At 53.3% G+C, this 20,907-nt stretch carries 20 protein-coding genes and 2 pseudogenes; 9 read left to right on the plus strand and 13 right to left on the minus strand.

Annotated features, from left to right (window positions below):
• Positions 1-88: 88 nt before the first annotated feature.
• From LY264_RS11150 to LY264_RS11160, 3 genes are all read left to right on the plus strand, one after another.
• On the plus strand, positions 89-382 hold the full coding sequence (locus tag LY264_RS11150) for a YcgL domain-containing protein (protein ID WP_003833735.1): 294 nt from the start codon (positions 89-91) through the stop codon (positions 380-382).
• Between the two features lie 69 nt (positions 383-451).
• The gene (locus tag LY264_RS11155) at positions 452-1,111 is read left to right on the plus strand and encodes a fumarylacetoacetate hydrolase family protein (protein WP_048235224.1); all 660 of its coding nucleotides are present in this window, start codon (positions 452-454) and stop codon (positions 1,109-1,111) included.
• Positions 1,112-1,203: 92 nt separating this feature from the next.
• Complete coding sequence (locus LY264_RS11160; protein WP_003020944.1) at positions 1,204-1,650, plus strand: YcgN family cysteine cluster protein; 447 nt, start codon at positions 1,204-1,206, stop codon at positions 1,648-1,650.
• A 29-nt stretch (positions 1,651-1,679) separates the two neighbouring features.
• On the opposite strand, the gene LY264_RS11165 is transcribed toward LY264_RS11160, so the two are convergent.
• The 3 genes from LY264_RS11165 to nhaB form a co-directional block, all read right to left on the minus strand.
• Positions 1,680-2,021, minus strand: a complete 342-nt coding sequence (locus LY264_RS11165) for a TehB family protein (RefSeq protein ID WP_048224138.1) — start codon at positions 2,019-2,021, stop codon at positions 1,680-1,682.
• 110 nt (positions 2,022-2,131) lie between these two features.
• Positions 2,132-2,662 carry a disulfide bond formation protein DsbB gene (gene dsbB / locus LY264_RS11170; RefSeq protein WP_003844060.1) on the minus strand — a complete coding sequence of 177 codons (531 nt, stop codon included), beginning with the start codon at positions 2,660-2,662 and terminating at the stop codon, positions 2,132-2,134.
• 141 nt (positions 2,663-2,803) lie between these two features.
• Complete coding sequence (gene nhaB, locus LY264_RS11175; RefSeq protein ID WP_008785014.1) at positions 2,804-4,348, minus strand: Na(+)/H(+) antiporter NhaB; 1,545 nt, start codon at positions 4,346-4,348, stop codon at positions 2,804-2,806.
• 236 nt (positions 4,349-4,584) lie between these two features.
• Between nhaB and fadR the strand changes: the two genes are divergently transcribed.
• Positions 4,585-5,304, plus strand: coding sequence for a fatty acid metabolism transcriptional regulator FadR (gene fadR, locus LY264_RS11180; RefSeq protein WP_003833559.1), 720 nt, complete (start codon positions 4,585-4,587; stop codon positions 5,302-5,304).
• 102 nt (positions 5,305-5,406) lie between these two features.
• On the opposite strand, the gene LY264_RS11185 is transcribed toward fadR, so the two are convergent.
• Positions 5,407-6,939, minus strand: a complete 1,533-nt coding sequence (locus tag LY264_RS11185; RefSeq protein ID WP_003833557.1) for a SpoVR family protein — start codon at positions 6,937-6,939, stop codon at positions 5,407-5,409.
• A gap of 322 nt (positions 6,940-7,261) precedes the next feature.
• Here LY264_RS11185 and LY264_RS11190 point away from each other — a divergent pair, with 322 nt between their 5' ends.
• The 3 genes and pseudogenes from LY264_RS11190 to LY264_RS26065 all read left to right on the plus strand — a co-directional run.
• Complete coding sequence (locus LY264_RS11190) at positions 7,262-8,560, plus strand: D-amino acid dehydrogenase (RefSeq protein ID WP_003833553.1); 1,299 nt, start codon at positions 7,262-7,264, stop codon at positions 8,558-8,560.
• 12 nt (positions 8,561-8,572) lie between these two features.
• Positions 8,573-9,643 carry a catabolic alanine racemase DadX gene (gene dadX / locus LY264_RS11195; protein WP_003833552.1) on the plus strand — a complete coding sequence of 357 codons (1,071 nt, stop codon included), beginning with the start codon at positions 8,573-8,575 and terminating at the stop codon, positions 9,641-9,643.
• Between the two features lie 110 nt (positions 9,644-9,753).
• Positions 9,754-9,807, plus strand: a pseudogene (locus LY264_RS26065) (hypothetical protein); the annotation flags it as partial.
• A gap of 6 nt (positions 9,808-9,813) precedes the next feature.
• Here LY264_RS26065 and LY264_RS11200 read toward each other — a convergent pair.
• A pseudogene (locus LY264_RS11200) lies at positions 9,814-11,481 on the minus strand (potassium/proton antiporter); the annotation flags it as partial.
• Between the two features lie 97 nt (positions 11,482-11,578).
• Positions 11,579-12,493 (minus strand): muramoyltetrapeptide carboxypeptidase, encoded by a 915-nt coding sequence (gene ldcA / locus LY264_RS11205; RefSeq protein ID WP_048224132.1) that lies wholly within the window; start codon positions 12,491-12,493, stop codon positions 11,579-11,581.
• Positions 12,494-12,591: 98 nt separating this feature from the next.
• On the opposite strand from ldcA, the gene emtA reads away from it, so the two are divergent.
• Entirely contained in the window at positions 12,592-13,203 is a 612-nt protein-coding gene (gene emtA, locus LY264_RS11210; RefSeq protein WP_003020914.1) for a membrane-bound lytic murein transglycosylase EmtA, read from the plus strand.
• An 11-nt stretch (positions 13,204-13,214) separates the two neighbouring features.
• Here emtA and ycgR read toward each other — a convergent pair whose 3' ends face one another.
• Complete coding sequence (gene ycgR, locus LY264_RS11215) at positions 13,215-13,949, minus strand: flagellar brake protein YcgR (protein ID WP_048216205.1); 735 nt, start codon at positions 13,947-13,949, stop codon at positions 13,215-13,217.
• Positions 13,950-14,150: 201 nt separating this feature from the next.
• Here ycgR and LY264_RS11220 point away from each other — a divergent pair, with 201 nt between their 5' ends.
• A complete protein-coding gene (locus LY264_RS11220) occupies positions 14,151-14,405 on the plus strand; it encodes a GlsB/YeaQ/YmgE family stress response membrane protein (RefSeq protein WP_003020908.1) in 255 nt (84 codons plus the stop codon).
• 42 nt (positions 14,406-14,447) lie between these two features.
• Here LY264_RS11220 and LY264_RS11225 read toward each other — a convergent pair whose 3' ends face one another.
• Genes LY264_RS11225 through LY264_RS11250 form a run of 6 tightly spaced genes read right to left on the minus strand, consistent with a single transcriptional unit; the run spans position 14,448 to position 20,884 of the window.
• Positions 14,448-16,418 carry a TonB-dependent receptor plug domain-containing protein gene (locus LY264_RS11225; protein WP_249457669.1) on the minus strand — a complete coding sequence of 657 codons (1,971 nt, stop codon included), beginning with the start codon at positions 16,416-16,418 and terminating at the stop codon, positions 14,448-14,450.
• Positions 16,419-16,441: 23 nt separating this feature from the next.
• Positions 16,442-17,299 (minus strand): ModD protein, encoded by an 858-nt coding sequence (gene modD, locus LY264_RS11230; RefSeq protein WP_048224127.1) that lies wholly within the window; start codon positions 17,297-17,299, stop codon positions 16,442-16,444.
• Positions 17,296-18,108: a class I SAM-dependent methyltransferase gene (locus LY264_RS11235; protein ID WP_048224121.1), complete on the minus strand. Its 813-nt coding sequence runs from the start codon at positions 18,106-18,108 to the stop codon at positions 17,296-17,298. The genes modD and LY264_RS11235 overlap by 4 nt, the downstream gene beginning before the upstream one ends.
• Before the next feature lie 9 nt (positions 18,109-18,117).
• A complete protein-coding gene (locus LY264_RS11240; protein WP_048224118.1) occupies positions 18,118-18,879 on the minus strand; it encodes an ABC transporter ATP-binding protein in 762 nt (253 codons plus the stop codon).
• Positions 18,876-19,835 (minus strand): FecCD family ABC transporter permease, encoded by a 960-nt coding sequence (locus LY264_RS11245; protein ID WP_375293805.1) that lies wholly within the window; start codon positions 19,833-19,835, stop codon positions 18,876-18,878. The genes LY264_RS11240 and LY264_RS11245 overlap by 4 nt, the downstream gene beginning before the upstream one ends.
• A 26-nt stretch (positions 19,836-19,861) precedes the next feature.
• Entirely contained in the window at positions 19,862-20,884 is a 1,023-nt protein-coding gene (locus LY264_RS11250) for an ABC transporter substrate-binding protein (RefSeq protein WP_048224114.1), read from the minus strand.
• Between the last annotated feature and the right edge of the window lie 23 nt (positions 20,885-20,907).

Raw genomic sequence — 20,907 nt, forward strand, 5'->3', positions numbered from 1 at the left:
CGGGGTGATATTCCGAAGACTATAAGGCATGTTATAGTCAGTATTATATTGAGGCAAGCCACCATTCCGTGAATTCAGAGTAAAAGATATGTTTTGTGTGATCTACCGAAGCAGTAAACGTGACCAGACCTATTTATATGTCGAAAAAAAAGACGATTTCTCGCGAGTTCCTGAAGAACTGATGAAAGGATTTGGTCAGCCGACGCTGGCAATGATGTTGCCGCTTGATGGCCGTAAAAAGCTGGTTAATGCCGATCTGGAAAAAGTAAAACAGGCACTCACCGAGCAGGGCTATTATTTACAAATACCACCGCCGCCAGAAGATTTACTTAAACAGCATCTGGCCGCGACGAAACAAAATACACCAGACGATAAACGTTAAACTGCATCCGGCAGCAGCACGCCCCATCGATGCAGTACCTGAAATTGATAACTACGTTAGGGGAAAGTAATGTATCAACATCATAACTGGCATGGTGCTCTGCTGGATTATCCGGTGAGTAAGGTGGTTTGCGTAGGGAGTAACTATGCTAATCATATTAAAGAGATGGGCGGAAGTACCCCGGAAGAGCCGGTGCTGTTTATTAAACCGGAAACCGCGCTGTGCGATTTACGCCAGCCGCTGGTGATCCCATCTGATATGGGTTCGGTTCACCATGAAGTTGAGCTGGCTGTGCTAATTGGCGCGACCCTACGTCAGGCGACGGAAGAACATGTGCGCAAAGCCATCGCGGGCTATGGCGTCGCGTTGGATCTGACCCTGCGTGATATTCAGGGCAAAATGAAGAAGGCGGGGCAGCCGTGGGAAAAAGCGAAGGGCTTTGATAACTCTTGCCCGCTGTCAGGGTTTATTCCGGTGGCGGAATTTAATGGTGATCCTCAGGATACGATGCTCGGGTTAACGGTTAACGGTGAGCAGCGCCAGCACGGCACCACGGCGGATATGATCCATCACATCGTTCCTTTGATTGCCTACATGAGTCGTTTCTTTACCCTCAAAGCGGGCGATGTTGTGTTGACGGGGACGCCAGCGGGCGTTGGGCCGTTAAACAGCGGTGATGAGCTGGCTATCAGTTTTCATGGTCAAACGCTGACGACACGCGTGCTGTAATCTCTTCTTGCCGCCTTTTCGGGCGGCAAAACTTGCATCAGCGTGCCAGACTGGTTATAAGGTGCAGCTTTATTGCAATAGCGGATACCCTGATGAGCGACATACCTTTCTGGCAAAGTAAAACCCTGGATGAAATGACCGATGCCGAGTGGGAGTCATTATGTGACGGGTGTGGTCAATGCTGCCTGCATAAGCTGATGGATGAAGACACCGACGAAATCTATTTTACTAACGTCGCGTGTAAGCAGCTCAATATCAAAACCTGTCAGTGCCGTAATTACGAACGCCGATTCGAGTACGAGCCTGACTGTATCAAACTGACGCGCGATAATCTGCCTACCTTTGAATGGCTGCCGATGACCTGTGCGTATCGTCTGCTAGCGGAAGGTAAAGGGCTGCCGGAGTGGCATCCACTGCTGACGGGATCAAAAGCGGCGATGCACGGTGAACGTATTTCAGTACGTCATATTGCGGTGAAAGAATCGGAAGTGCGTGACTGGCAGGATCATATTTTGAACAAACCTTCATGGGCGGACTAAGCCGCCCATCGATTAGCAGGCGTTAAGGCTTAAGACTTTTTCGCCTGATACATCTCATCGCCATGGTTGTCATCTTCAACCCAGAAATTGATGTTGAATTGCGCATCGTCGCTTAATTCAACGCGATGCCAGTACTGCGGCGGACTGGTCGCAAACTGACCGGCATTAATCACCACTTTCACTTCAGGATCTTTTGCGTCTTCATTGGCAAAGCCGTAATACGTTACCGTACCTTCCATCACACAAAGCTGGCCAAAAACGCCTGCTGCAGTGTTATGGTGAGAAAGCAGTGCTGCTGGGACGTTGTCTTTTGTGAAGAAGGGAGTAGAGCGTTTAACTTTCCAGTTTGCCGGGATGCGTAAATGGGACATAAGACATCTCCTTGGTGTGGCATCTATAAGATGTATTTAATATACATCTTATAGATGCCAGCAGGCAATGAATTTAAAGCAAAAAAAACGCTCCCGAAGGAGCGTCTCTGTTAGCGACCGAAGAGGTCACGTTTTTTCGGTTTGAACGGTTGTGCTATCACCACCAGCACGGCGACCACCAGGTAGGCGGCGAAGATCCCCAACAGCCACTGCGGCATTTCCAGGGTTAAAAAAGACCACTGGCGCTCAGCACAGTCACCGGACGCTAAAAACACCTGCGGCAGCCATTTGTCCAGTGGAAGCCAGCTTGGGAAGCGTGCGGCAAAATCACAGGTCATAAACGGGGATGGGTGCAGCTGGATCATGGTGTGCTCATACGCTAACTGAAGTCCGCGCCAGGCACTGTAAATCCAGATTATCATCGCCACATAGCGCAGCGGTGTTTTTGGTGCGATAGCACCCACCAGCCCTGCCCCCATCACGCCAAATAATGCGCTACGTTCGTAAATACACAACACGCAAGGTTTTAGCAGCATGACGTGCTGGAACCACAGCGCGACGAGCTCCAGCGCAAAGGCGGTTAACGCCAACAATAACCATGCTCCACGACCTCGGGAGCACTGGTTTAAAAATCGCAACATAATCATTTCCCTGCAACATGCGTAGAGACCGCAGTTTAAACCAATTCACTTTATGCGCCACTAGCGGGAATTGAAAATTTGCGTAATCGGATATTTATCATGCAAAAAGTCAAACCGGGCAGTGATTCGCCCGGTTAATTGTTATGAAAGTGTAGCTAACCAGCCCGTTTGAGTCATCCACTCGGTCACCGGAACTAGCGTGAACTCGACGCAAAGCAGGCCGACGAGCGTCAGGACGAGAGTATAAGGCAGAGCCATCCACACCATGCGACCATAAGAGAGGCGAATCAACGGTGCCAGTGCAGAGGTCAGCAGGAACAGGAATGCAGCCTGGCCGTTAGGCGTGGCCACCGAAGGCAGGTTGGTCCCGGTATTGATCGCCACCGCCAACAGCTCAAATTGGTTAAGGCTGATGGTCCCATGTTCCATCGCGGCTTTGGCTTCATTGATATAAATCGTACCAACAAAAACGTTATCAGAGATCGAAGACAGCAGGCCGTTGAAGAGATAAAACAGCGTCAGTTGTGCATGTTCAGACGACTGCAAAACAAACTGAATAATCGGCGAAAAGAGCTGTTGATCGATAATCACCGCGACAATAGAGAAGAACACGGTCAGCAGCGCGGTGAAGGGTAGCGACTCGGTAAAGGCTTTACCTATCGCATGTTCGTCGGTGACGCCGGTCAACGAGGTTGCCAGAATGATGACCGACAAACCGATCAATCCGACTTCTGCCAGATGCAGTGCCAAAGCAACGACCAGCCAGACGCCAATAATCGCCTGGACAATCAGTTTGATTTTGTCCTGGCGGGTACGTTGTTGGCGGCTTTGATCGTCAAACTGTTGCAGGACATCACGGACGGTCTCCGGCAGCGTTTCGCCATAGCCAAACCAGCGCAATTTCTCGACCAGCACACAAGTTAACAGGCCGCAAATCAGTACCGGGACGGTAACTGGCGACATACGCAGGAAGAAGTCGCCAAAATGCCAGCCAGCCGCTTTGGCGATAATCAGGTTTTGTGGCTCACCCACCATGGTCATCACGCCGCCTAACGCCGTACCGACCCCCGCGTGCATCATCAGGCTACGCAGAAAACCGCGGAACTGCTCAAGAACGACCTTATTGTGCTGATCGATATGGCTGTCATCGAGCATGTTGTTGTCTTCCGCGCGAGAAGAAGCAACGCGATGGTAGATACCATAAAAACCGACCGCAACGCTGATTACCACGGCAACGACGGTCAACGCATCGAGGAACGCAGAGAGAAAAGCGGCTGCAACACAAAAAGACAGTGACAGCAGCGTCTTGGAGCGAATAGTGAGCAGCAGACGAGTGAAAATAAACAGTAATAGCTGCTTCATAAAGTAGATGCCTGCCACCATAAACATCAGCAGCAATAACACCTCAAGGTTTGCGGCAACCTCTTCACGCACATGCGTGGCGCTGGTCATGCCAATAATTACAGCTTCAATAGCCAACAGCCCGCCTGGCAGCAGTGGGTAACATTTTAACGCCATCGCCAGCGTGAAAATGAACTCGGCCACCAGCAACCAGCCGGCGATAAAAGGGTTGATGAAAAAAATAATCGGGTTAACGACTAAGAAGACAAGCAGTGCAAGTTTGTACCAGTCTGGTGATTGACCTAAAAAATTGCGCCACATAGCGCGGCCCCATGATAGCTCCATGGTGATTTCCCTACCTTTAAAAATGAAATCATGTTTTTATGTTTGACCGCAAAGCTTAGCGGGAGGAGGGAGCACAGGCAAGCTATTCACGAGACTGGTAAGGTTGGCTGTACTGTAGCGTTATTTGGAAAATGAAGCCTTGATCCACTTTTTCTTCATTGCGTCAGCTATCAGCTAAGATACCCATCTGGTATGATGTGTGTAACTATGTTTTGCTGTGTAATGGAATTTTTACTATGGTCATTAAGGCGCAAAGCCCGGCTGGGTTCGCGGAAGAGTACATCATTGAAAGTATCTGGAATAACCGCTTCCCACCTGGCACTATTTTGCCCGCTGAACGTGAACTCTCCGAACTTATTGGGGTGACACGTACCACGCTACGCGAAGTATTGCAGCGGTTGGCGCGAGATGGCTGGTTGACCATTCAACACGGCAAACCGACGAAGGTGAATAACTTCTGGGAAACCTCCGGGCTGAATATTCTTGAAACGCTGGCGCGTCTCGATCACGAGAGTGTCCCGCAGTTGATTGATAATCTGCTGTCCGTGCGTACCAATATTTCGACGATCTTTGTTCGCACTGCGTTTCGCCAGCATCCTGATAAAGCACAGGAGGTTCTGGCGACGGCAAATCAGGTGGCCGACCACGCTGACGCATTTGCCGATCTGGACTATAACATTTTCCGCGGCCTGGCATTTGCCTCCGGCAATCCGATTTACGGTTTGATCCTCAACGGTATGAAAGGATTATATACCCGCATTGGCCGTCATTATTTTGCCAATCCGGAAGCGCGCGCGCTGGCGCTGAGCTTCTACCGTAAACTGTCAGAACTCTGCGAGCAGGGCGCTCATGAGCAGGTGTATGAAACGGTGCGCCGCTATGGTCACGACAGTGGCGAAATTTGGCATCGCATGCAAAAGAGCCTGCCGGGCGATTTGGCGATTCAGGGTCGTTAATTGCTCAAAGCCGGATGGCGACGCCAAAGCGTCTTATCCGGCCTACAATACGTGCACTTCGAAGGCCGGATTAGGTGTTTACACCGCCTCCGGCAATAAGATTTACAGACCGTTCATCCTTGGCGGGCAACGCTCCAACAGCTCCACGCTGCCATCTTCATTCTGTTGCTCCAGCATCACGTCAAAACCCCAAAGCCGGTGTACGTGCTTGAGCACTTCTTTGCGTCCTTTATCCAGCGGTGCGCGGTTATGCGGAATATAGCGTAAGGTGAGCGAACGGTCGCCACGCAGATCGACATTCCAGATTTGAATATTCGGCTCCAGGTTGCTGAGGTTGTATTGCGACGACAACCTGTTGCGGATCTCACGATATCCTTCCTCGTTATGAATCGCTGAAATCTCCAGATAGTTGTGACGATCGTCATCCAGCACGGTGAACAGACGGAAATCACGCATCACCTTTGGTGACAGGAACTGGCTGATAAAGCTCTCATCTTTGAAATCGCGCATCGCAAAATGCAGGGTTTCCAGCCAGTCAGAACCCGCTATGTCCGGGAACCAGTATTTGTCCTCCTCGGTCGGCGACTGACAAATACGTTTGATATCCTGGAACATGGCAAACCCCAGGGCATAAGGGTTTATCCCGCTATACCACGGGCTGTTGTAGGGCGGCTGAAATACCACATTGGTATGGCTATGCAGAAACTCCAGCATAAACCGTTCGGTGACTTTACCTTCATCATAAAGGTGGTTCAGGATGGTGTAATGCCAGAAAGTGGCCCAGCCCTCGTTCATCACCTGCGTCTGTTTCTGCGGATAAAAATACTGGCTGACCTTGCGTACAATGCGCAGGACTTCACGTTGCCAGGACTCCAGCAGCGGGGCGTTCTTCTCCATGAAGTATAGCAGGTTCTCCTGTGGCTCAGAGGGATAACGCCGGGCTTCCGCCACGGTTTTCTCTTCCTCTTTCTTCGGCAGCGTGCGCCACAACATATTCACCTGGCTTTGCAGATACTCTTCACGGCTTTTCTGACGGGCTTTCTCTTCCTGTAGGGAAATTTTTTGCGGGCGTTTGTAACGGTCAACGCCGTAGTTCATCAGCGCATGGCAGGAGTCGAGCAGCTTTTCGACTTCATCCACGCCGTAACGCTCTTCACACTGGGTAATATAGTTTCGCGCGAAGATCAGGTAATCGACAATGGAACTGGCATCCGTCCAGCTTCGGAACAGGTAGTTGTTTTTGAAAAAGGAGTTGTGTCCGTAGCAGGCATGCGCCATCACCAGCGCCTGCATAGTGATGGTGTTCTCCTCCATCAGATACGCGATGCATGGGTTGGAGTTGATAACGATCTCATAGGCCAGCCCCTGCTGACCATGCTTATACAAGCGCTCGGTTTCAATAAACTTTTTACCAAACGACCAGTGAGGATAGTTGATCGGCATCCCGACGCTGGAATAAGCGTCCATCATCTGTTCGGAGGTGATCACCTCGATTTGGTGCGGGTAGGTATCCAGTCTGTAGAGTTTCGCCACGCGGTCTATCTCTGCCAGATAGACATCCAGCAGATCAAACGTCCAGTCGGGTCCATCGCTTAACCGTGTGCTGTCCTTGTTCATGGAATCAATCGTAGCCATTCGCGCACCCTCATTGTTGGCGGCACTCTCTGTCTGGAGTACCTCATGTCAAGCATAGATCATGGTGTTAAAAAACGTGCTGCGGCAGAAATTTTTTCTTTGCGATTTCACGTTAGCGAGGCGTCGAAAAATGGCATGGCCGCAAAATTTTATGCTGGATAAAAATAACGCACAGCAGGAGATGCCAAAGCGGAGAGTCCCCAGCCATCACCGCTATATGTGAGGTAAGTCACCATAAAAAAGCCATATGTTGAATAATATTTTCAACTGAGTTATCAAGATGTAATTAGATGATTGTTCTTTTACTGTTAACGGAGTGGCTATGCGAGTTGTCATACTGGGAAGTGGTGTCGTTGGCGTGACCAGCGCCTGGTACTTAAGTCAGGCTGGACACGATGTCACCGTCATTGATCGTGAGCCCGGTCCGGCACTGGAAACCAGTGCGGCGAACGCGGGGCAAATCTCTCCAGGTTATGCAGCACCATGGGCGGCACCAGGCGTACCGCTAAAAGCAATTAAGTGGATGTTTCAGCGCCACGCTCCGCTGGCCGTCCGTCTTGACGGAACCCAGTTCCAGTTGAAATGGATGTGGCAGATGCTGCGCAACTGCGACACCAGCCACTACATGGAAAATAAAGGACGCATGGTGCGACTGGCGGAATACAGCCGTGATTGCCTGAAAGCGCTGCGCGCCTCTACCGGTATCGAGTACGAGGGGCGCCAGGGCGGAACCCTGCAACTTTTCCGTACCGCTCAACAGTATGAGAACGCTACCCGCGACATCGCCGTGCTAGAAGATGCGGGCGTGCCATATCAACTGCTAGAAGCAAACCGTCTGGCGGAAGTCGAACCCGCACTGGCAGAAGTGGCGCACAAGCTGACCGGCGGTCTGCGTTTACCGAATGATGAAACCGGCGACTGCCAGCTGTTTACCCAGCGTCTGGCGCAGATGGCGGAGCAGGCAGGCGTTAAGTTTCGCTTTAATACCCCGGTCGATAAGCTGCTGAGCGATGGTGAGCAGATTTATGGCGTCCAGTGCGGCGAAGAGATAGTTAAAGCCGATGCCTATGTGATGGCGTTTGGTTCGTACTCCACGGCAATGCTGAAAGGGATCGTTGATATCCCGGTCTATCCGCTCAAAGGCTATTCGTTGACCATTCCGGTGGCGCAAGACGACGGTGCGCCGGTTTCTACTATCCTTGATGAAACCTACAAAATCGCTATTACCCGCTTTGACAATCGTATTCGCGTTGGCGGCATGGCGGAGATTGTCGGCTTTAATACAGAACTGCTACAACCTCGTCGTGAAACGCTGGAAATGGTCGTACGCGATCTCTTCCCGCGCGGCGGTCATGTGGAGCAGGCAACCTTCTGGACCGGACTGCGTCCGATGACGCCGGACGGAACGCCGGTGGTGGGGCGCACCCGCTTTAAGAATCTGCTGCTCAATACCGGCCACGGCACGCTGGGTTGGACCATGGCCTGCGGCTCCGGTCAGCTGCTGAGCGATATCCTTTCTGGCCGCACGCCAGCCATACCTTATGACGATCTGAGCGTGGCGCGTTACAGTCCAGGGTTTACCCCCTCCCGTCCACGGCATTTACATGGCGCACATAACTGATAAGGACGTGAGATGACCCGCCCGATACTGGCCAGCATTGACCTGCAGGCGTTGAAACAAAATCTGACCATTACCCGCCAGGCCGCGCCGGACGCTCGCGTCTGGTCGGTGGTGAAAGCCAATGCGTACGGACACGGCATTGAACGCGTCTGGAATGCGCTAGGCACAACCGATGGTTTTGCCATGCTCAATCTTGAAGAGGCGATAACCCTGCGCGAGCGCGGATGGAAAGGCCCGATACTCATGCTGGAGGGTTTTTTCCACGCCGAAGACCTGACGGTATATGACAATTATCGACTCACCACCTGTGTACACAGTAACTGGCAGCTAAAAGCATTGCAGAATGCGCGCCTGAAGGCGCCGCTCGATGTTTACCTGAAGGTGAACAGTGGTATGAACCGCCTTGGTTTTTTACCGGAAAGAGTTCCCACGGTCTGGCAACAGCTGCGGGCTATGCCCAACGTCGGCGAAATGACGCTGATGTCGCATTTTGCCGATGCAGAGCACCCGGAAGGTATCCAGGAGGCTATGGCGCGTATTGCGCAGGCGACTGAAGGGCTGGAGTGCAGACGGTCACTATCGAATTCGGCCGCCACGCTGTGGCACCCCGAAGCGCATTATGACTGGGTTCGTCCGGGCATTATTTTGTATGGTGCGTCGCCTTCGGGACAATGGCGGGACATCGCCAATACCGGCCTGAAGCCAGTGATGACGCTGAGCAGTGAGATCATCGGCATACAAACGCTGAAAGCTGGCGATCGGGTGGGCTACGGTGGACGTTACACTGCCAGCGGTGAGCAGCGCATTGGCATTGTAGCGACCGGCTATGCCGACGGTTATCCACGCCATGCGCCAAGCGGAACGCCTGTGCTGGTGGATGGTGTACGTACCGGGACGGTGGGGACAGTCTCAATGGATATGTTGGCGGTAGATCTGACACCGTGCCCGCAGGCAGGGATCGGGACGCCGGTAGAGCTGTGGGGCAAAGAGATTAAAATTGACGATGTGGCCACCGCCGCAGGTACGGTAGGCTACGAGTTAATGTGTTCTCTGGCGCTACGCGTGCCAGTTGTGACGGTGTAACTTTATATAGCATTGCCTGATGCTGCTGCGTTTATCAGGTCTTCAGAGTCAGTGCATTTTGTAGGCCGGGTAAGGCGCAGCCGCCACCCGGCAAAACATCCGCTTTACTCATCCTCATCTTCAGCAACGCGAACACCGACCTTCAGCACTGCATTATCTTCCTTCTCGGCCACAGTCCAGATCATACCCGCGAATTCCACCTGGTCACCGACGACGGGCGCGGCACCAAGCAGATGCTGGACAATTTCACCCAACGTTTGCTGCTTATCACGATACTCGGTGCCATCTTCCAGGCCATAAATCAGCGCCACATCGGCATATTTTGCGCTGGCTTCAAGAATAAAATCACCGAAGAAGCGCTGGTCTAACGACACAGGTGGCGACTGGCTGAACAGCTTGCCAAGAGCCGGGAGATCGCGCTCGCGGCCAATAACACACAATACATCGCCTTCGCGCAGACGCGTACTGCCGGAGGGATGAAACAGCACGTTGTCACGAAACAGGGCGGCTATTCGCGTTTCTTCCGGCATATGCAGGTCGCGCAGCGCGGCGCCCACACACCACTTATCTGCGCTGAGCTGATAAACAAACTGCTCCCACGGGTTATCCGGATGAATATCCAGGCCAATGCGCGATACGGGCCAGCCGACGGGAGGGACCACCACTTTGGCTTTTTTAGCGGCCCATGAAAGAGAGGTTCCCTGAAACAGCAACGAGATCAGTACCACGAAGAACGCGACGTTAAAGAACAGGCGCGCGTTCTCCAGACCCGCCATCATTGGGAAGACGGCGAGGATGATGGGTACCGCACCGCGCAGACCCACCCAACTGATGAAAATGCGCTCGCGCAGATTGAAGCCGCGAAACGGCAGCAGTCCGGCGAAAACCGAAAGTGGACGGGCAATGAAAATCATCCACGCAGACAAAATCAGCGCAGGAACCACGATAGGTAGCAGGTCGGACGGCGTAACCAGCAGTCCGAGCACCAGGAACATGGCGATTTGCGCCAGCCAGGCCAGACCGTCGAAGTTTTGCAGAATGCCAAACCGGTTGCGGATGGGGCGATTACCCAGCAAGAAACCACACAGATAAACCGCCAGAATACCGCTGCCTTCCAGCGCAGTGGTCAGGGCAAAAATCAGGATCCCACCGCTTAACGCCAGTAGCGGATACAGTCCGGCAGGCAGCGAAATGCGGTTAATCATCTGCTGGAGCATATATCCACCGCCCAGACCGATAGCGATGCCTAAGCCAAACTGCTGGATAATGTGCACCGCGAACATCCAGCTTAAACCGGTTTCGTGGTTTTGGATCATGGCGATGAGCGTGATGGTCAAAAACACGGCCATCGGGTCATTACTACCGGATTCAATTTCCAGCGTAGAGCCAACGCGTTCGTTAAGCCCCTTACCGCCAAGCAGGGAAAAGACCGCCGCGGCGTCGGTTGAACCAACAATCGCGCCAATCAGGAGTCCTTCGATAAGATCCAGATGAAACAGCCACGCGGCCATCATGCCGGTGAGTCCGGAAGTAATCAGCACACCGACCGTCGCCAACGATAGCGCCGGGCCTAACGCAACGCGAAAAGAGCTGGCCTGGGTGCGCATCCCACCGTCGAGCAGGATAACCGCCAGTGCCAGGTTACTCACCATGTAGGCGAAAGGATAGTTATCGAAAGGTATGCCGCCTATACCATCCACGCCCGCTAACATACCGATAGCGAGAAATATCACCAGAATTGGGATACCGAGACGTGATGAGAATGAACTGAGTAAGATACTGCAGGTGACGAGAACGGAACCCAAAATAAAAAGGCTAATAATTGCTGCGGCATCCAACGTTCGGTTACTCCTGAATTACGCTGTTTCGTATTAATAAACCCTACCATAATAACGACAGAAACAGCGTTTTACTTAGCCCTATTAGCCGCTTTTTTTACGATTTTAGTACCGGATGCCCACTTAAGGTGAGCTGAGTGCCGTTTTTATCATTTTTCAGCACCGCACTGGCTCCCAACGGCAGGGTGACGGTACGTTGTTCATGGCCAAAATCGAGGCCGCCGATCAACGGAACGGACAGTCTGGCGCGCAGAAAATCACAAACTGAATCAAGATTGTAACCCGCGTCGTAATCATTCGGCGCACTGCCGCTAAAACTGCCGAGGATAATGGCGTTTTGCTGGGCCAGTATTCCGGCGTGGTACAGCTGCAGCAGCATGCGCTCGATACGGAATGGATGCTCGTTAATGTCTTCCAGCACCAAAATGCCGTTTTTGATAGCCGGCATCCACGGCGTACCCATCAGCGAAATGATCATCGCCAGATTTCCGCCCCACAGAGTACCTTCAGTCGCGCACTGCGGACCGTCACCCTGCCATTCGAGGGTAAATTGGACATTACGCAATGCCTGCCAGAAATGGTGCTCGGTGAATGCGTTCATCTCCTCGGCGCCGAAGTTCGCTGCCAGCATCGGGCCGCTGAAGCTAATCACATTCCCCTGTGCCAGCAGACCACACTGGATCGCCGTAAAATCGCTGTGTCCGCACAGCAGTAGCGGATCTTGTTGCTGGCGAGCTGCCAGCCCCTGCCAGTCAATTTCTTCCAGTAAACGGCTCGCGCCATAGCCGCCGCGTACCGCCATCACAATGGTATCGGGGGTTTTCAGATTAACGAGCGAGTTCACATCAGCAAGCCTTTCTGCCTCTGTCCCCGCAAAACGCTGGCAGCGGCGTGCAATGACCGCTGAATTGTCGACCTGATGACCGGCCTCAGTAAGACGCGCAAGCCCACGTAAGGCTGCCTGCTGATTGATACAGTAGCCCGACGGGGCAATTAAGTGAAACCGGGACATGGCATTTCCTTGCTACAACTAAAACCAAATGTATATCATGCCGCGTAGGTATGTCGTTGTCACCTCAGCGACAGGTTCCGGCTATAAGGATAGATGACGTGAAATTGAGATGGTTTGCTTTTTTGGTTGTATTACTTGCGGGCTGTAGTTCAAAACATGATTACAAAAACCCGCCGTGGAATGCTGAAGTTCCGGTTAAACGCGCAATGCAATGGATGCCGATCAGTGAAAAAGCCGGTGCGGCCTGGGGTGTCAGTCCACAATTGATTACCGCTATTATCGCCATTGAATCAGGCGGAAATCCGAATGCGGTCAGTAAGTCCAATGCGATTGGTCTGATGCAGTTGAAAGCCTCAACTTCAGGACGCGATGTTTATCGCCGCATGGGCTGGAGCGGAGAGCCGTCGACCAGTGAGTTGAAAAACCCCGAGCGCAATATCTCCATGGGGGCCGCATATCTGAGTATTCTCGAAACCGGGCCGCTGGCCGGGATTGAAGATCCGCAGGTGATGCAGTATGCGCTGGTAGTATCGTACGCCAACGGTGCGGGCGCACTGCTACGCACGTTCTCCTCCGACAGGAAAAAAGCGATCAATAAAATCAACGACCTCAGCCCGGATGAATTTATTGAACATGTTGCGGACAATCATCCGGCGCCGCAGGCCCCGCGCTATATCTGGAAGCTTCAACAAGCGCTGGATGTGATGTAGTTCGTGTGAGTTTATTCGCGCACCTTATTCGACTTTTCCCGGGCCTCGCGTTCAAGGGAAAAAATAATCCGCTGTAAGTTCCGCTCCACCGCCGGGCCGACGTTGAGAAAACGAAAGCTCAGGCGGGGAGTGGTAATCGTTTCGTTTTTCCCATCGATAACCTTGCGCTCACTAATGGAAATAAGCTGGGCGTCAACGTGATACACCCCCCATTGCTCCATATTTAGTTCAACCTGCGCGAAGCGCATACCTTCTGCCAACCCCTCTGGTTTTGCCGTTTCTAACAGCCCGCCCATACCGCCTAGCGACAAATCGAATAAGCGAAAACACAGCGTGCTGTTGTCCGGCATTTTTGCCGTGCAGCGATAGGGAGGGTGCAGCGGAGCGCCGATGCGGAAATATTCCCGACGCTGCACAAACCACAGAGAAGGTGGCAACGATGAAATAAAGGCCGGCAGTTGCTGATACTCGCCTTTTTTCAGCTGTGGCAGGGTGAATTCTACTTTGGCTCCCTGCGTTTCGGCGATAATTGAGATCTGGCTGGCCCGCTGTACGGCCTGGTTTTCATATTCCTGGCTGCCAAAATCCATGATCAGTTCATCGGGACTGACGGTCAGAATTTTGCTGATGAACTGGCCGCCTGACCAAGAGATACGCAGTGGAACCTGCTGCGACTTTAAGTCCCGAAGTACACCTAACACCGCTAACGGATTTTGCTTCAGGAACTGCTCATTGTAGTTACTCACACCTAATGACTCCTGGATGCCTGGTTTGTCGTTGGGTTATCGGCATTAATCGACGGAACTTAATACAAATGGATGAAATTTTTTACCAAACCCAATGAATTAAGTCTGCGTGATAAAAGCATGTCGCGATGGCTTGCCTATACTTTAAGTGCTGGCGCAGGAATGTCTTGCGCGTGCGTTCACTGGAAAGAGGGCCTGAAAATGGGAATTATTGCCTGGATTATTTTTGGTCTGATTGCGGGGGTTATCGCCAAACTGATTATGCCGGGGCGTGATGGCGGTGGATTTATCCTGACCTGTATTCTGGGTGTCGTCGGTGCTGTGGTCGGTGGATGGCTGGCAACGATGTTTGGTATTGGCGGCGATGTCAGCGGGTTTAATCTCCACAGCTTCCTGGTGGCCGTGGTCGGCGCAATTGTTGTGCTGGGAGTCTTCCGGCTTGTACGACGAGATTAATCGAACGGCCCCCAAGTGGGGCCGTTTCTTTGCATCGTTAAATCAGAACTGATACTCAATCCCAGCCCAGTAATTACGGCCTTCTTCGATAAATCCTTCGCTGTACACGTATTGTGTATCGAACAGGTTATTGACCGAAGCGTTAACGCTAAACCCGTGACCGATGGCGTAGTCTGCGCGTAAATGGGTAATGGCGAAACCAGCGGCTTTCTGTGAACCGTCGCTTTTGCTATAGCTCGACGAACGGGCCTCTTCAGACAACGTAATGCTGAGCGGATCCCACGGTTTCAGCGTCATCCATGCGGTGAGGGTTTGCGTCGGCAAATCGGTTATTTTGCCGATGTCGCTGCGTTTGACGTCCGCATGAATCAGGCCATAGCTCAGCCCAACATCCAGCATATCAAAGACTTTACCTTTAACGCCTGCATCCAGACCGGTGTAATCCACCCGGCCGCTGTTCTGATTCTGGATGGTATCGGCATCAATATTGTGCGAAAGAATGGCATCGCTGATGCGGTTGTAATAGACGCTGGCTTCGAATCCCCAGTCTTTGCCAAGTGAACCATTCCAGGTCAGATCCACACTGCGGGCGCGTTCCGGTTTAAGCTGCGGATTGACCAGCGCCACCTGGTTATAGGCCGGTTTCGAGGTGGTGTAGCGCTCTTTAAGCGTAGGGAAACGCGTTCTGTCAGAGTAGGACAGCGCTAATGTGTCAGCATTATCGAAGTGATATTTGGTCATCATCTGCCAGTTGAAAGCTGACTGATTGTTGTCATCATAGTGGGTGACGCTGCCGTTTTTCTCGTGCTTCATGCCTTCCAGACTGTCGCGCCAGTCATAGCTTATTCCCGCCACGACATCGACGTTATCCGCCGCTGCCCACTGGTATTCGCTGGCAACGGACCAGGTGCGGTCTTCGTAACGGTCGTAAGCTGCATTCGGAGCGCCTTTCTCGCGGTGAACATCATCCTTCCAGTTTACGGCGAAAGAGAGCAGGTCGTTTTCACGCATATCCGCAGCGAGCTGCAGACCAGCGCCATCGCTATAGTCTGAATAATGACTGTAGTTGCCTTTCTTGTTTTTCAGATCGGCAAGTGAGTTGTACATCATCAGCGTATTTTCAAAGGTATCGCGATACAGACGGCTTTTCAGGGTGAAACGATCGCCCAGATGGGTGGTGCCCTGATAGTAATAGCTCTCTTTATCGTACTGTGGCCATTGCCAGTAGCGTGATTTCTGACTGCTGGCTCCAGCGTACGGCGGGTTATCTTTTTCACCGTCCTGATTAATATAGGTCAGCACATATTCGTCATTACCACGTGGGGTAAAGCCCAGCTTCACGATACCGCGTTTGTCATCGGCGGAGGAGTTAATCATCTTGCCGTTGCTGCCCGCAATAGGGTTGTCCACACCGTGCGGTAAGCCAAGGAAATCCTGCTTCAACTGACTGCCGCTGAGCTGGATGTAGCCGAGATCATTGCTGGCGCCAAATGAAGCGTGCATATCGTGGGCATTGTCTTTGCTACGACTCCAGCCCTGGCGATAGCCAATGCTGCCTTCAATCGGTTTGGTAGTCTTTTGGGTGGTGATATTGATGGCGCCGCCCATCTGGTTCGGCCCTTGTAACAGCGACGAGTAGCCTTTGGAGACTTCAACCGAAGCGATATCGGAGGTCAGAAAACGGCCTAAATCGAGGTTGCCATCATAGGGGATGTATACCGGCACGCCGTCAAAATAGACGGGAACCTGACGGCTGTCAAAACCGCGGACTTTCACCTGCTGTTCATTGCGGTTGCCTGACTTTTGCAGCACGACGCCGGGGACAACGCTCAGTGCCTGCGCCACGTTTTGCTTATCCAGTTGCTGCATCGTTTCCTGGCCGAGAACCGTAGTGGTTGCGGCGGAGGCCGGACTTGACCAGACGGTCATGGTTTCGCTTTCCTGCCCAGCAAAAGCACTGTGCGCGAAAGCAAACGACAGGGCTGTGTAAAGACAACTTTTGTTGAAATTCATTATTTTTAGTCCATTTATTAATGTTATATGCCACGTGCGTCCGGGCTCAGGCTAACTTTGATATCCGCGGGCGGAGCGTAGTAAGGCGCGGAAGTGATGAAAAGTCTGATGCCACAGTCGAGATAACTCGCCAGCGAGGCGAGGGTAATGCCGCCAGTCAGCGCCAGCGTGCAATGGGGGGCCAGAGAAGGGGCCTGGCGAACAATTTCTGTTGCTTGCTCAGGGGTAAATTTGTCGAGTTGCAGGACATCGGGCGCGGCGCGTAGCGCGGCTAATGCCTCATCTGGCGTATCTGCCTCAACCACAATCTTTTTTTCTGGCGCATGGCGGCGTAAGCGCGCAATCGCACCTGACCAGTCGTTTGGGTTGGTAAGAAAATGGCGGTGATTAGCAAACAGCAGTACCGTTTCGGCGCATCCTCCGCGATGGATAATGCCTCCCGCGGCGAGTATTGCCTGAGTCGCCAACAAACGCGTGCCGGGAATGGCTTTGCGGGTACAGGCAATCTGCCCATCAGGATAGCGTTGGCGCAGTTGGCTCAACATGCTCTCAAGATAGCCCGAAACCCCACAGCTCCACTCCAGGACATTTTGTACCGCTTTCCAGCCCTGGTGCAGCGCCGCCGCATTCCCATGTGCGCGAATCAATCGCTGTCCTGCACTTACCTGTTCACCATCGGCCACCCTGTTGCTGACGGTCAGCCCTAATGATGTGAGCATTTGTCTGGCAACGGCGGTGCCGCTAACGCATCCGCCCTGGCGATGATAAAACGCCATAACGCCTGGCTGTGCGCCGATTTCCAACGCGCGGGTAGTCAGATCGCCGCCCTGAATATCTTCCAGCAGCAGCGCGTCGGTTTGCGCCTGCGAAAAGTAGATCATCGCAGCGCCTCCGGCGGCACGCTGTCCCACCAGATAAGCGCCCAGTCACGGCTGGCGGGGGCAATTGCGCGTGGATCCTGCTGCTGATACCAGGTTTCCAGACGTTCGACCTCATCGGCGCTCAGTTCACCCATACTCCAGCGCACGTTTTCCAGAAAACGCGTCCAGGTGCTGTTGTCCTGCTGGCAGTTGGGCCCGCGGATAAAATCAACATGCGCGTGGATCCCCATCTGATACAGGACATTAAGCGCATAGATATAGTTGGGGAGCTCAATCACTTCGCGGCCCAGTGCACGCTGAATGGTGGGGGAAACGAAAGATGAACTGACGAGATGAGTGGTGTAAACCCGCAGTCGGGCCTGATTATTCAGTTTGGTCATCGCCTGGCGCATATCGGCAACCAGCGTAGAGCGCGAGGCGACGGCGATATCGCACTGGGGTAAATTATCCCAGTGTTCCTCCCAGGCCCGCTGCACCCACTGCACGTGACGGGCGTTCATTTGCGCAGCGCGGCGGGCAGCTACGCTAAGCATGCCCTGGCTGTAATCTACGCCGTAAATTATTGGCATCTTTTTAGCCAGCGCCAGCGAGACCGTACCGGGACCACATCCCATGTCAAACAGCGACTCCGCCCCTTTCAGGTCGATTTTTCCCAACAGTTGCAACAGATAGCTGTCGGTTAATGAGGCACAATTTTCCGCCATTTTTTCCGCACGCTTATCCCAGTGCTCCGGCTTTTTCTCGGTTCTGTTCGCCAGCTGTAACTGTTTACGGTAAAGATCGGCAAAATCAATGTCGTCAATGAGCATTCTTATTCCTTAATTGTGTGAACCAAAGAGATGATGAGCGATTTGTGACGGTGTAACGCGATACAGCGCAGCCAGACGATCGGTGGCGAGCTGCTGTTCAGGAAGCCCCTGCGACACTTCACCGTTCGGTTCAACGCGTACCACACTGTCGGCGATTGCCCGGGCGTGTAACGGATGATGGGTCGACATTAGCAGGGCCATACCTGAATTTTTCAGCGTCACCAGTGTGTCGAGCAGACGGATCTGATGCCCAAAATCCAGGCTGGAAGCGGGTTCATCCAGCAACAAAAGGCGCGGGCGTTGCGCCAGCGCGCGGGCAATTAATACCAGTTGCCGCTCTCCGCCACTCAACGTGTTCCAGCGCCGGGGCGCCAGGTGAGAGATTCCCAGCATTGCCAGCTGTTGATGAGCAATTTCGCGCTCTCTAGCGCCGGGAACCGCAAATGCCTGCAGTTGCGGGGCCAGCCCCATCATCACCATGTCCAGCGCAGTGAAGGCAAACGCACCGTCATGCGCCTGAGGGACCCAGGCGATAGCGGCGGCGCGTTGCCGATCGTTGAGATGATTTATGGCGATGCCATCAAGCAGAATGTCACCGTGAAGCGGCGAAAGAACGCCGAGAATTGTGCGCATCAGAGTGGTTTTTCCACTGCCGTTGGCCCCAATCAGACAACAGATGGAGCCGGGCGAAACCTGAAATGAGACATCGCGTAACACGGGCTGGTGACAGTGGTATCCCAACGACGCATGGCGGACGGTCAGTAGCGTCATGGGCGATTTCCCCGTAGCAAAAGCAGCAAAAAGAACGGTGCGCCAATAAATGCCGTCAGGATCCCCAGCGGAATTTCCGTGCTGCTCAGCGTACGGGCGAGGGTATCGGTGAGCAGCAGCAAAATGGCACCGACCCCCATGGAAACCGGCAGCAACTGCTGATGGTTATTGCCACTGAGGAGTCTGCCGATGTGCGGAACAACCAGCCCAATCCAGCCGATAATGCCCGCGATGGCGACGGTACAGGCGGTGATTAACGTTGCGCAGACGATCAGTCCCAGTCGTAATCGCGAGACATTGATCCCAAGCGATCGTGCTTCATCATCCGACAGGGTGAGCAGGTTCATGCGCCAGCGCAGCAGCAATAGCGGGATCAGTCCTGCGAAGATCAGCGGTGCCGAGAACCACAGATCGTGCAGCGTGATCGTCGATAAACCGCCAAGCAGCCAGAAGGTGATAGACGGGAGTTGGGTATACGGGTCGGCCAGCGTTTTGATGAGCGAAATTCCCGCACCGCATACCGTACCCAGCGCAATCCCGACCAGCACCAGCGTTAACACCGGGTCGTGACGCTTGACTCGCCGGGTAATCAACCAGACACCGGCGACCACGAATAAACCGCCCATGAACGCATACAGCTGAATGAACAGGATCGGTAAACCTAACAGGATTGCTAAACAGGCACCTAAACCCGCACCCGCCGCCACGCCGAGAATGTCTGGCGAGACCAGTGGGTTGCGGAACATGCCCTGATAGGTGGTTCCTGCGCCCGCCAGCGCCGCGCCGAGCAGCAATGCAGCCAGTATGCGTGGCAGGCGGATTTGCCAGAAAACGATTTTGTCCTGCATTGGAACTCCATCTGTACCGGCCACGAGATTCAGAACCTGCTGTGCATCCAGGCGATACGCGCCTGATACCGCAGCGACGCTCGCGCAAAGCACCACCGCAGCAATCATCAGAAAACCGAGGGTTGATGTTTTCATCAGACTGCCACCAACCTTTGATACTGTGCGTCGCTTAGCGTGGTGTGCCAGAACAATTCACTGTAGCGCTGCATATCGGCTTTAAAGCTCGCGTTAACCTGAGGATCAAGCCAGGCATGAAGGCGGCGTAACCCCAGTAAACGGTTGATGCCAGGAGGTGCATCCAGCCAGCCAAACGGCAGACCGCTGAGAAACAGAATGCGCCGGTCAGCAACCGCTTTGACTCCTTGCCAGACCGGATCTTCTCGTAGGAACTGCGCTGTCACCGCATCCTGCACCAGGATAATATCCGGCTGCCAGCTGAGAAGATTTTCCATTGAGACCTGTGTGAGCCCCTGTCGTCCGGGGATGTGCGCCACATTGTGCAACCCCAATAGTTCTGCTGCTTCGGTATGCAGAGAACCTTGTAAACCAGTCTCCAGTCCTCTGGCACCGCGCGCGGCATAAAAACGCAGATTCGCCGCGGGTGAATGCGAGAAAGCTATTGCATCATCGATAAATCGACGGGCCAGAGCGGCCTGCATTGCGGTTCGCGAGACGACGCCCAATACTTCACCGACTGCGCGCAGCTGTTCTGGGGTATGGCGCAATTCGCCGTTAATCAGCAGCCAGGGAATGTGTGTTTGTGCGCTCACTTGTCTGGCTTGAGAAAGCCAGGTTTCATCGGCATTACCGCAGTCAATAACCAGGTCAGGTTTAAGCGCCAGGAGTGCTTCAAGCGAGAGTGTGCTGGCGCGCCCCGCCAGCCTGCCGAGTTTCGGCAAAGTCCGAATGTTATCGTTAAACGGGATGGCGGTCTGGCGAAAGAAATCAAAGGAGGAAAGTCCCACCAGTTTTTCCGGTGCGACGGCCAGCAGCAGCATGTCAGCAGGTGCGCCCGCGCTGACCACGCGTTGGGTCGTTTCTGGATTCGGAGAGTCTCCAATGGCCACAGTCAGCGAGGTTTGAGCAAACGCGGGAAGATGGCGTAGCAGCAGTGCAGATGCCACGAGTTGGGCAAACATCCGTCTTGACAGTGGCATTATCGGTATCCTGAAGGTTACAA

Origin of the sequence: Citrobacter portucalensis (genome assembly GCF_023374935.1) — a bacterium.
In the GTDB taxonomy this organism is placed as follows: Bacteria; Pseudomonadota; Gammaproteobacteria; order Enterobacterales; family Enterobacteriaceae; genus Citrobacter; species Citrobacter portucalensis.